2 protein-coding genes are annotated in these 1,357 nt (G+C 38.4%); one reads left to right on the forward strand and one right to left on the reverse strand.

Translation table 11 applies throughout. The features are described 5' to 3' along the window. A partial coding sequence (locus M595_RS33065) for a DUF4278 domain-containing protein (RefSeq protein ID WP_023069775.1) occupies positions 1 to 143 on the reverse strand: 143 nt, incomplete at its 3' end. A gap of 677 nt (positions 144 to 820) precedes the next feature. On the opposite strand from M595_RS33065, the gene M595_RS27585 reads away from it, so the two are divergent. Further along, a partial coding sequence (locus M595_RS27585; protein WP_040484779.1) for a response regulator occupies positions 821 to 1,357 on the forward strand: 537 nt, incomplete at its 3' end.

Raw genomic sequence — 1,357 nt, forward strand, 5'->3', positions numbered from 1 at the left:
GGGTTCGGTAAGGGAACAGGAATATGTCTGGGATAGTGAACTTGCCACGCATTTCCCCGATATTTGCCCCCCAGTTCGCTTTCTACGATGTCAAGGGGAGGCTGATGCTGCTCATAGCTAATTGTCCGATAGGTTAGTTTCATCTTCGTAATCGCTCCTCGTCTCTGAACGAAAAAGAACTTAGCTCATCAAGGTGAGTTTTTTAATTTATGTATTCATTGTTACATTTTTAATTTTAAATTGCCAAGAATTCATAACAAATCAACACAAATCCTCCTTCGGGTATAGATCGGAAGATGAGGAGATTGGAAGATTAGGGTTTACAATCCTAAGAGTAGTCAGCCTAAGAATAGTCAGGCGTTGTTGTGTCCCCTGCAAATAAACGGTTTGTCGGTTGAGCAGTTTGGTTTGAAATCCCGCTATTTCTAAAAATAAAAGAGCGAAGTTGATTTCTCTAGTATCGCTTCTGGCTCGGTCGTTATTTAATCTATTCCAAATCCAGGAAATTTTGAAGAATAAATATACAGATGTAGCATTGTTTTTTAAATTTTATGTTATGTTTGAGGCTTCAGTTTTTCACCAGAGATCTTGATGTTCGCCGACAGGAATCATAACCGCTAATTTAATCTTGAAAAAATTGATAACATTTTAAGTTGAGTATCGGACTTCAGGGGTCGCATTTCAATCATAGAAAAAACGGTTCACGGGTGTAGAGACTTGTCATAGCACATCTGTAGAGGCGATTAAAGCACTTATTGAGATAACGATCTATAAAATTAAGTGCGATAATCAATAATAAGAGAGATGATTTTAACAACAAATGATGAAACAAGACTTGAACTTAGGTGTCGTTTTAGTGGTTGATGACTATCCACTCAATCTCAAATTATTATGTGCTTCTTTGTCGAGAGTCAAATATAAAGTTTTGGTCGCTCAAACTGGAGAATCAGCATTAGAGATTGCAGTCTCTCAACAACCCGATCTCATTTTACTCGATATCAGAATGCCTGAAATGGACGGATATGAGGTTTGTCGTCAGTTAAAAGCCTCACCTGTAACCCGAGATATTCCGGTGATTTTTATGACGGCTCTTTCTGAAACTGATAATAAAGTCAAAGGATTAAAACTCGGAGCGGCTGACTATATTACTAAACCCATCCATCCGGAAGAAGCGATCAGTCGAATCAAAACTCATCTCTCTGTTCGTCGCCTGACTTTGTTACTCGAAGAACAAATTCAATATCTTCAACAAGAAATTAACCGACGCAAACAAGTCGAAGAACAGCTTCGCCAAGTTAATACTTTGTTAGAACAACGAGTCGAAGAACGAACCACTGAACTGTTAGCCGTCAATACT

It is taken from the genome of Lyngbya aestuarii BL J, assembly GCF_000478195.2.
GTDB classification, from domain to species: Bacteria; Cyanobacteriota; Cyanobacteriia; order Cyanobacteriales; family Microcoleaceae; genus Capilliphycus; species Capilliphycus aestuarii.